The organism is Oerskovia sp. NPDC060287, from assembly GCF_042726775.1.
Lineage (GTDB): Bacteria > Actinomycetota > Actinomycetes > Actinomycetales > Cellulomonadaceae > Oerskovia > Oerskovia merdavium.
In genome coordinates this window covers 1-9,490 of sequence record NZ_JBHXBO010000166.1, presented here as the reverse complement: position 1 = coordinate 9,490, position 9,490 = coordinate 1, and the positions used below count along the sequence as shown (strand labels likewise).

The 9,490-nt window shown below is 72.8% G+C and carries 10 protein-coding genes; 3 read left to right on the top strand and 7 right to left on the bottom strand.

All coding sequences use genetic code 11. From position 1 onward, the window contains the following. Nucleotides 1-65: 65 nt before the first annotated feature. From ACFWFR_RS14095 to pgsA, 3 genes are all read right to left on the bottom strand, one after another. The gene (locus ACFWFR_RS14095; protein WP_056648772.1) at nucleotides 66-413 is read right to left on the bottom strand and encodes a helix-turn-helix domain-containing protein; all 348 of its coding nucleotides are present in this window, start codon (nucleotides 411-413) and stop codon (nucleotides 66-68) included. A gap of 312 nt (nucleotides 414-725) precedes the next feature. Beyond that, on the bottom strand, nucleotides 726-1,217 hold the full coding sequence (locus tag ACFWFR_RS14090) for a CinA family protein (RefSeq protein WP_377623362.1): 492 nt from the start codon (nucleotides 1,215-1,217) through the stop codon (nucleotides 726-728). Nucleotides 1,218-1,227: 10 nt separating this feature from the next. Then, nucleotides 1,228-1,827, bottom strand: a complete 600-nt coding sequence (gene pgsA / locus ACFWFR_RS14085) for a CDP-diacylglycerol--glycerol-3-phosphate 3-phosphatidyltransferase (RefSeq protein WP_191803926.1) — start codon at nucleotides 1,825-1,827, stop codon at nucleotides 1,228-1,230. A gap of 136 nt (nucleotides 1,828-1,963) precedes the next feature. Here pgsA and ACFWFR_RS14080 point away from each other — a divergent pair, with 136 nt between their 5' ends. After that, nucleotides 1,964-3,280, top strand: coding sequence for a CapA family protein (locus ACFWFR_RS14080; RefSeq protein WP_377623361.1), 1,317 nt, complete (start codon nucleotides 1,964-1,966; stop codon nucleotides 3,278-3,280). A gap of 16 nt (nucleotides 3,281-3,296) precedes the next feature. On the opposite strand, the gene ACFWFR_RS14075 is transcribed toward ACFWFR_RS14080, so the two are convergent. Beyond that, nucleotides 3,297-6,083, bottom strand: coding sequence for a DNA translocase FtsK (locus ACFWFR_RS14075; RefSeq protein ID WP_191803922.1), 2,787 nt, complete (start codon nucleotides 6,081-6,083; stop codon nucleotides 3,297-3,299). A 138-nt stretch (nucleotides 6,084-6,221) separates the two neighbouring features. Between ACFWFR_RS14075 and ACFWFR_RS14070 the strand changes: the two genes are divergently transcribed. After that, nucleotides 6,222-7,181 (top strand): MBL fold metallo-hydrolase, encoded by a 960-nt coding sequence (locus ACFWFR_RS14070; RefSeq protein ID WP_377623360.1) that lies wholly within the window; start codon nucleotides 6,222-6,224, stop codon nucleotides 7,179-7,181. A gap of 66 nt (nucleotides 7,182-7,247) precedes the next feature. Here ACFWFR_RS14070 and ACFWFR_RS14065 read toward each other — a convergent pair whose 3' ends face one another. Genes ACFWFR_RS14065 through ACFWFR_RS14055 form a run of 3 tightly spaced genes read right to left on the bottom strand, consistent with a single transcriptional unit; the run spans nucleotide 7,248 to nucleotide 8,617 of the window. Then, entirely contained in the window at nucleotides 7,248-7,787 is a 540-nt protein-coding gene (locus ACFWFR_RS14065) for a hypothetical protein (RefSeq protein WP_377623359.1), read from the bottom strand. Between the two features lie 11 nt (nucleotides 7,788-7,798). Continuing rightward, on the bottom strand, nucleotides 7,799-8,164 hold the full coding sequence (locus ACFWFR_RS14060) for an Imm51 family immunity protein (protein ID WP_377623358.1): 366 nt from the start codon (nucleotides 8,162-8,164) through the stop codon (nucleotides 7,799-7,801). A 42-nt stretch (nucleotides 8,165-8,206) separates the two neighbouring features. Beyond that, nucleotides 8,207-8,617 (bottom strand): hypothetical protein, encoded by a 411-nt coding sequence (locus ACFWFR_RS14055; RefSeq protein ID WP_354506331.1) that lies wholly within the window; start codon nucleotides 8,615-8,617, stop codon nucleotides 8,207-8,209. 101 nt (nucleotides 8,618-8,718) lie between these two features. On the opposite strand from ACFWFR_RS14055, the gene ACFWFR_RS14050 reads away from it, so the two are divergent. Further along, the gene (locus ACFWFR_RS14050) at nucleotides 8,719-9,363 is read left to right on the top strand and encodes a TetR/AcrR family transcriptional regulator (protein ID WP_377623357.1); all 645 of its coding nucleotides are present in this window, start codon (nucleotides 8,719-8,721) and stop codon (nucleotides 9,361-9,363) included. Nucleotides 9,364-9,490 lie beyond the last annotated feature (127 nt).

Genomic DNA, 9,490 nt, shown 5'->3' with positions numbered 1-9,490 from the left:
GGGCGAACGAGGCGCCGTTCGAGCGACCGATCTTCTACTGTCCGAGCTGTCAGAAGCCCTGAGGCTCAGCCGACCGGCTGAAGGTCCTCGCGCATGCGCCGCGCGCTCTCTGCAGCCGCTCCGCGACCCATGAGCGTGACGGCGAAGTCTGCGGGGATCGTGTCCGGGATCATCAGACCCTCGGCCACGGCGACCCGGTCGCTGACCTCGCGCAGCACCAACGACATGGGGATGTCGAGGGCTTCGCAGATGGAGCCCAGGAGCTCGGACGACGCTTCCTTCTGGCCGCGCTCGACCTCGCTGAGGTAACCCAGGGAGACGCGTGCAGCCGAGGACACCTCTCGCAGGGTGCGGCCCTGTCGCTGGCGAGCGTCTCGCAGCACGTCCCCGATCTCTCGACGAAGAACAATCATCTGGCGGCCCCCTTCCGTGTCCCGTGCGACCGTCGGAGCCTGCCTGGCTCCGGTGGTGGTTCGCTGTCCTGTCGTTCCCCGCGCCCCTCGCGTGGGGATCGTCCTACCGTACCCCGCACCCGGGGCAGTCTCATGTGCTGATCTGTTGAATGGCCTCTTGGCGATCACGTGCTGTTCAACGTCCTTCTCACCAAGGTTGTTCCCGCACCACGCGGAAGTCCACGCGGTTGCCTGGTGTTCACGAACTCTCCACGTGTTCGCCCGCGCTTGGCCTTGGTCGTCCCACCTGAGGGCAAGTTCACCCGCTGACCTTCACCCGCTGATCGTCGCCCGAGCCAGCTCGAGCACTCCCTGGGTCGCGGCCTCGCGGACCTCTGCCCGGCCGCCCTCGAGCCGAAGCTCGCGGACCTCGGTGCGCTCGGGCGTCGCGACCGCCACGAAGACGTGGCCCGGGGCCTTGCCGTCCTGGGGATCGGGGCCCGCGACGCCCGTGGTCGCGAGGCCGACGTCGGCCCCCAGCTCCCGGGCGACCCCCTGGGCCATCTCCCGTGCGACGTCCGGGTCCACAGCGCCGCGCTCGGCGAGCAGCTCGCCGTCGACCCCCAGGACGCTCTGCTTGAGGTCCGTCGAGTACGCGACGACCCCACCGCGCAGCACCGCGGACGCGCCGGGCACGGCGACCAGACGGGCGCACACGAGACCACCGGTCAGCGACTCGGCGACCGCGACGGTCCACCCTCTCGACGTCGCGGCCTCGAGCACGCCCACGGCCTCGCGGGGCGCGATCGCGTCCGGGGTGGCCATGGGGCGCGGCTCAGTCCTGCCCGGACGTCCGAGCGGCGCGCAGCGCGTCCCGACGCAGGCGCCAGCCCTGGTACGCGTACTCGACCCCCGTGACGACCGTGACGACCAGAGCCGCCACCAGGACGATCCAGCCGACCACCGAGATCCACGACGGCATCTGGTCGAGCGGGAGCAGGAAGATCGAGATGGCCACGGACTGCAGGACCGTCTTGAGCTTGCCGCCGCGGGAGGCCGGCATGACCGTGTACTTGAGCACCGCGAACCGCATGAGCGTGATGCCCAGCTCGCGGGCCAGGATGACGATCGTGACCCACCACGGGAGGTCGCCGAGCGCCGACAGCAGCACGAGCGCGGCTCCGATCAGCAGCTTGTCCGCGATGGGGTCGAGCAGCTTGCCGAGGTCCGTGACCAGGTTGTACTTCCTGGCCAGGTAACCGTCCACCCGGTCCGTCGCGGCCGCGAGGACGAACAGTCCCGTCGCGACCAGGCGCCAGGTGACCGTGTGCCCGCCGTCGGCGAGCAGAGCCCACGCGAAGAACGGCACCACGGCGATCCGGGCGATAGTGACCGCGTTCGCGGAGTTCCAGGGGGACGGGACGGCTGTGACCACGGGACAAGCCTAGGCGCTCCACGAGCGGTCGTCCGACCACGTCCAGAAAAGGACTCTTCGGGCAAGAGCGCACAGAACATCCGTCCTGTACCACGTGGTCTTCGAATGCGCGCGCGATGCCGCTAGTGTCGCAGCCGTGACACGTCACGTCCGCGCGACCCGACGCCGCCGCCGGCTCGGCCAGCTCCTTGCCGCCGGTCTCGTCGCTGCTGTCGTCGCGGCTTCCGGGGCCCTCCTCCTCGACCTCGACGCGGTGCCCCCGGCACTGGCTTCCTCGTCCCCCGCCTCGGCTCCCGCCGTCCCGAGCCCCCCGCCCGAGCCCGACGCGGTCTTCACGATCGTCGCGGCGGGCGACGTCCTGCCCCACCTCCCCGTGCACGCGTCGGCCCGGACGGGCTCCGCCGGGTACGACTTCAGCACGCTCCTGGCGGGGACCGACGCCTGGGTCTCGGGGGCGGACCTGGCGCTGTGCCACCTCGAGGTTCCCCTGACGGCCGCCGGCGGGCGCCCCGAGGGCTTCCCGACCTTCGTCGCGGACTCCCACCTGGCGACCGACCTCCGCGAGCAGGGGTGGGACGGGTGCTCGACCGCGTCCAACCACTCCGTGGACCAGGGGCTGCCCGGGGTCGTCGCCACGCTCGACGCGCTCGACGCGGCCGGCCTGGGGCACGTCGGGACGGCCCGGTCGGCCGCCGAGGCGGCAGCTCCCGCCCTCTACGTGCTCGAGCGCGCAGGACGGGAGATCGTCGTCGCCCACCTGTCCGCGACCTACGGGACCAACGGCATGCCCGTCCCTTCCTCGGCACCCTGGTCGGTGACCCTGCTCGACCCGGACGACCTGGTGGCCCGTGCGACGACGGCTCGCACGGCGGGCGCGGACCTCGTGGTCGTGAGCATGCACGCGGGCGTCGAGTACCGGTCGGCACCCACCACGGAGCAGGTCGAGCTCGCGACCGCGCTCGCCGCGTCGGGCCAGGTCGACCTGGTGCTCGGCCACCACGCCCACGTCCCGCAGCCGGTCGCGATGCTCCCGGGCGGACCGGACGGCCAGGGGATGTGGGTCGCCTACGGCCTGGGCAACTACGTCTCCAACCAGGACGCCGCGTGCTGCACCCCGGGGACCGAGTCGGGGCTCCTGGTCACGGCGACCGTGACCCTGCCTGCGGGCGGTGCTGCGCGTGTCACCGGGTTCGGGTGGACCGCGACGACCGTCGACCGGTTGGGCAGGCACGCGGTGCACGTGCTCCCTGAGATCCTCGCCGAAGGCACCGCGAACGTGGGGCCTGCCGAGGTCGCGGCACGCTACGAGCGTGTCCGGACGGCTGTCGGTGCCACGGCGTCCGAGCGGCTCTCGCCCCCGGTCGCGACGGGTGCTCCCCCGCGGCTGGGCGAACGGAGCACGTCCGCGGTCGACGCCGCCACCCCGGACGCCCGACCCGCGGACCAGGGCTGAGGCCCGGACCCGTCGGTCAGCGCTCGCGCCAGTCCGCCTCGTCGCCCGCGTCGTCGTGGTACTCCTGCGCGACGGGCGGCATGTGTCCGTCGGCGCCGTCGGAGTAGTCGCGGCCGTTGCCCGCAGGCGCACCGCCTCCCCCGCCCTGGCCGTCGTAGACGCCAGGGTCCGGCTCGCCGCGCAACATCGCGAGCGTCGCGGGCAGGTCCTCGGCCGTGAGCATGACCTCGCGCGCCTTGGACCCTTCAGAAGGTCCGACGATCTCCCGCGACTCGAGCAGGTCCATGAGGCGCCCCGCCTTGGCGAACCCGACCCGCAGCTTGCGCTGGAGCATCGAGGTCGAGCCGAACTGGGTCGTGATGACGAGCTCGGCGGCCTGCAGCAGGAGGTCGAGGTCGTCACCGATGTCCTCGTCGACCTGCTTCTTGGTCGCCGCGGCCGCCGCGACGTCGGTGCGGTAGGACGGCTTGAGCTGCGCCTTGACGTGCTCGACGACCGCATGGACCTCGCTCTCGCCGACCCACGCGCCCTGGACGCGGATGGGCTTGGCCGCCCCCATGGGCAGGAAGAGCGCGTCGCCCTGCCCGATGAGCTTCTCGGCGCCCGGTTGGTCCAGGACGACGCGCGAGTCCGCGAGCGAGGACGTCGCGAACGCGAGGCGTGAGGGCACGTTGGCCTTGATGAGCCCCGTGACGACGTCGACCGACGGGCGCTGCGTCGCGAGGACCAGGTGGATGCCGGCGGCACGGGCGAGCTGGGTGATGCGCTGGATCGAGGCCTCGACGTCGCGCGGGGCGACCATCATGAGGTCGGCGAGCTCGTCGACGACCACGAGCAGGTACGGGTACGTGGCGATCTTGCGCTCCGAGCCCGGCAGCGGCTTGACCTTGCCCGCGCGGACTGCGGTGTTGAAGTCGTCGACGTGCTTGTAGCCGAACATCGCGAGGTCGTCGTACCGGGCGTCCATCTCGCGCACGACCCACTCGAGGGCCTCGGCGGCCTTCTTGGGGCTCGTGATGATGGGCGTGATGAGGTGCGGGATGCCCTCGTAGATCGTGAGCTCGACGCGCTTGGGGTCCACGAGGACCATGCGCACCTCCTCGGGCGTGGCCCGCATGAGGATCGAGACGATCATCGAGTTGATGAAGCTCGACTTGCCCGCGCCCGTGGCGCCCGCGACCAGGATGTGCGGCATCTTCGCGAGGTTCGCGACGACGTAGCCGCCCTCGACGTCCTTGCCGACGCCCATGACCATGGGGTGCTCGGTGCGGCGCGCGACCGAGGAGCGCAGCACGTCCCCCAGCACGACCGTCTCGCGGTCGGTGTTGGGGATCTCGATCCCGATCGCGGACTTGCCCGGGATGGGCGAGAGGATCCGGACGTCGGCCGAGGCCACCGCGTAGGCGATGTTCTTGGAGAGGTTCGTGATGCGCTCGACCTTGACCGCGGGGCCGACCTCGACCTCGTACCGGGTCACCGTGGGGCCGCGCGTGAACCCGGTGACCTTGGCGTCGATCTCGAACTGGTCGAACACGCGCGTGAGGGACTCGACGACGCGGTCGTTGGCGGCCGAGCGCACCTTGTGGGGCGCCCCCTTGACCAGGTCGTCCTCGGAGGGCAGCACGTAGACCGTGTCGCCCTCGAGCATGGGCTGCACTCCCCGCGGCACGGGGTTGTTCGGGGGCGGCGGGGGCGGGGCGGTGGGCGACGCGGCGGTCCGCCCGACCGCGGGGATCACCTGGGTGGGCAGGTCCCCGAAGTCCTCGTGCGCGTCGGGCGGTGCCGCTGCGGCGGCCGCGGCCCGGCGGCTGCGGGCCGTCTTGCGCGCGGCCTCCTCCTCGGCCTCGAGCATCGCCGCGCGCTCGAACGCCTCGTCGCCGACGTAGCCGCCGTCGAGCCGTTCGCGCTCGGCGGTGTCCGCGTCCCGCTCGGCCTTGGTCTTGCGGGCACGCCCGGTCCGCTTCTTGCGCGGCGCGGTCTCGTCGGTGCCGTCGTGGCGCGAGACGCCGTCGGCCAGCTGGAGACCGTCCGGGTCCGTCCCGTCCTCGCCCTCACGGTGGTTGCCCGTCAGCCGGTCGTAGATGCCGCGCAGGCGGCTGGGGATCGCGTGCACCGGGGTCGCGGTGACCACGAGGATCCCGAAGAACCCGAAGAGCAGGAAGAGCGGCACCGCGAACCACTGCGTGAGCCCGGTCTGCACCGGCGTCGCGAAGAGGTAGCCGATCACGCCGCCCGCGTCCTGGACGGCCGCGAAGCCGTCGCGGGGGGCGGGCAGGTCCTCGGCGATGTGCACGAGCGAGCACACGGAGACCACGATGAAGGTCAGGCCGATCGCGACGCGCGAGTTCGCCTGGGAACGTTCGGGGTGGCGCATGATCCGGACCGCGAGCCACACGAGCAGGACCGGCAGGGCGACCGCGGCCACGCCGAAGACTCCTGCGGCCACCGCGTGCACCGCGGTGCCGAACGCGCCGGAGATCCCCCACCACTCGCGGGCCGCGACGATCACGGCGAGCGCCAGGAGGAGGAACGCGACGCCGTCGCGCCGATGTGAGGGGTCCAGCTCTCTTGCTCCCTTACCGATACTGCGTGCGACCGCGCCGACCGCGTGCGCACATCCGAGCCACAGCCCGCGCACCGCGCGGACCGGCCAGGGGGCGGGTCGACGACCCGCCTGCGAACCCGTCGGAGCGCGTGACGCGCTCGTAGGGCCCCCCGATCTCCTGGCCGTCGCACCACGTGCCGTGGGCTTCTTGCGGGAGGTCGCGGGCCGTTTCGCCGAGGTGGACGTCCGGGTCGCCATAGTAGGCACCACGGTACCTGCGCACGGGTGCTCGAGCGCGCACCCGGGGAGTGCGTGTCATGTGACGTCGGCTTCTCTCCGGGCACCCGGCGGGCCCCGCGTTCGCCGACCGGCGCCCTCCGGGGGCAGGATCGAGGGATGAGCACCGCTCCCCTCGCCCTCCGCGAGCTGCACGAGATCGCCGACGGGGTCCACGTCGCGACCGCCGAGATCTGGACGAGCATCACGACGGTCGTCGTGGCCCCGGACGGGCGCGCGCTGGTCGTGGACCCGGGGATCACGGTCGAGGAGGTCGAGTCCCTCGCGGCCACCGTCTCGCGCCGGGGATGGCGCGTGACCGCGGGCTTCTCGACGCACCCGCACTGGGACCACGTCCTGTGGTCCCGCTCGCTGGGCGACGTCCCGCGCTGGGCCTGCCCGACGGCGGTCCGCGCCCAGCAGCGCAGCCTCGCCGAGGACCTGGTGAAGGTCGAGCGAGAGGCACCCGGGCACGATCTCGCCCTGTTCGGTCGACTCACGCCCCTCCCCTCGACCGCGACGGACGCCTCGGCCGAGGACACTCCGCCCGGCGCGGTCCGCCTCCCGTGGCCCGACCCTGCGAGGGCCGCGACGTCGTCGGGCTCGGCAACCGCCCCCGGCGCCGGCGCAGAGGTGGGCGAGCCGCTGGTGCTCGTGGTCGAGCACCAGGCGCACGCACCCGGTCACGGAGCCCTGGTCCTGCCGGGCGCGGGCGTGATCGTCGTGGGCGACATGCTCTCGGACCTCGAGGTCCCGCTCCTGGACCTCGCGTCACCCGACCCCGTGGGCGACTACCGCGCGGGGCTCGACACGCTCGAGCACGCGATCTCCGAGCACGGCGTGCACACGCTCGTCCCGGGTCACGGGCACGTCTGCACGGGCAGCGACGCGGTCTGGGAGCGGTTCGGGGCCGACCGGGCCTACCTCGACGACCTGGAGGCGGCCGTCCGCGACGACACGGACGACGTGGACGGCTCCGACGACACCGTCGCCTCGGACGACCCCCGCCTCACGGGCGAGTGGGTCGTGGGTGAGCACCGCAGGCAGCTCGCGCACCTGCGTCGGATGCGCTCGGCGTAGCGCCCTCGGCCGGCCGGGCGAGGCGACCGCCCTGACCGCGGACGAGCCCGCCGCACGCGGTCCTGGTCAGCCGTCCGTCCGTGCTGGGGCCAGGCACTCGAGGTCGGCCGACGCGTCGTCCGCGAACGGCCCGCTCAGCTCCCTCACCCGGGGCAGGGCGTCGGTCAGCGAGGCCCCCAGGAACGTGAGCGCATTGAGACCGGTGCTGCACCAGACCGCGAGCTCGCCGTCCCTGCGCGTCGAGGGGTCCCAGAGCAGCGCGTCGCCGTTCTCGCTGTATGCGAAGACGACGAGCCGCCCGGCCAGCGACCAGTCCCCGTCGGGCTCGACCATCCAGTCGAACCCCTCGACCTGGCCGTCCTGGTAGCTCGCCCGGAAGCGGCCGGTGAGGTGCGCGGCGCGGTGCTGCCACCCGTCGGCATACCCGTCCCGGGCGGGAGGGTAGACGAGCCAGAGACCGAACAGGCGGCAGAACCCGGCCCGGCGCACGAGGCGGCGGTAGGAGGGCGGGAATCCTTCTCCGTCCTCGAAGCGGTGCGATCCGAGCAGCTCGACCGACACCGCGCCGAGGTCCGGCACGCCCGCCACCGAGAGCTGGTCGATCACGACGCGGCCCGTCAGTCGTCGAGGCCGAGCTCGACGGACCGGGCGAGGGCTGCGTCCAGCGCGGCGGCGTCGGTGATGATCCGCGCCAGGTGCCGGGCCGCGACCAGGAGCGCGTCCAGGTCGGTGCCGTAGACGCTCACCATCCCGCCCTCGGGGTCGAACCCGACGGCCTCGAGCACCTCGGGCGACTCGTCCGTGAGCACGGCCTGGAGAGCCCCCGAGAAGTCGTACCCCGAACCCTCGACCCCGTGGCGCTCGAGCGCGTCCTTGTGCTGGTGGTACTCGGGACCGCCGGGCGAGTAGATGATGCTCGAGCTCGAGTCGTGGGTCACCAGGAGGACGGGTGCGAGGCCGGAGAAGTCTGCTGAGGTTGCCATGGCCGTGATGCTAGCGACCCGCACCCACACGACCCTGGCGCCCTACGCGACCAGCAACCCGACCCCGAGCGTCACGACCCCCGCGGCGACGAACCCGGCGCCGACCGGCAGCAGCACGACCCACCGGTTGGGCGCCTCGCGCCCCGCACCGGTCGCGGACAGGAAGAACCCTCCGGGCAGGAGGATCGCCCCGACGAGGACGCCCACCCCCGCGAGCCAGCTCCAGAAGCCCGTGAGCCCGGTCGCCTGGCTCAGCACGAGGCACAGCAGCCCCAGGATCACGAGCACCCCTGCGTGCGCGTGCCCGGCCCGGAAGAAGGAGGTCTGGAACGACGTGGCCGGGACCTTGCCCGTGACGACCCGGACGAGGAAGAACCCGCCGGACTCGATCCCGACGATCGTCAGGAGGACGATCCCGGCGGTGATGCGGACGGCGTCGGTGAGCTCGAGCACGAGGGCCTCCCCTGGTCGGCCGAGCGAGGTCGGCAGAATTTACGAACACTGTTATAGAACACCGTTCGCAAACCTGCGTCAAGGGATCTAGACTCCTGTCCGTGGCCAGACCCCGACTTCACGACGACTCTCTGCGTGCGGCACTGCTGGACGTCGCGTCGCAGCAGATCTCCGAGCACGGCGAGTCGGCCGTCACGGTCCGTGGCGTCGCGCAGGCCGCCGGGACCAGCGCGTCCGCGGTCTACGCTCTCTTCGGCAGCCGGGAGGACCTGGTCGCGGCGGTGAGCGTCGAGGGTTTCCGACGCTTCGCGGAGCACCTGGGTTCCGCACCGAGGACCGGCTCGCCCGCCGACGACCTCCTGGCCCTGGGCCTCGCCTACCGGACCAGCGCGCTGGCCGACCCCCACTTCTACCGCGTGATGTTCGAGCGGTCCGTCCCGCACGAGGCCGGCGCCGTGCCTGCCGTGGCCGAACCGACCTTCGACGTCCTGCGGCAGGCCGTGGGCCGGGTCCTCGCCGCTGCCGTCTCCGACGCTGCCGGCGCACCACCGGTCTCCTCGGGCCTGGCCGCCGCAGCGGAGGAGGCGTCGCTGGCTCTGTGGGGCCTCGTCCACGGGCTCGTGAGCCTCGAGATCGGTCGGCTCCTGCCCGGGGGCGCCGAGGCCGCGGCAAGGCGCTACGAGAGGGCGATCCTCGCCGTCGGGCCGCCGCTGCTGCGGGCCGCCCCCACTCTCGCTGCGCCCTGACGACGACGGGCCCGCCCTCCCGCAGAGCGGGGGGCCGGGCCCCGCGGACGATCCGCGGCGAAGCCTCGACGACGACCCGGACGATCAACGGGCGGCGACGCACACGGGTGGAGACCCAGCGCCCCCC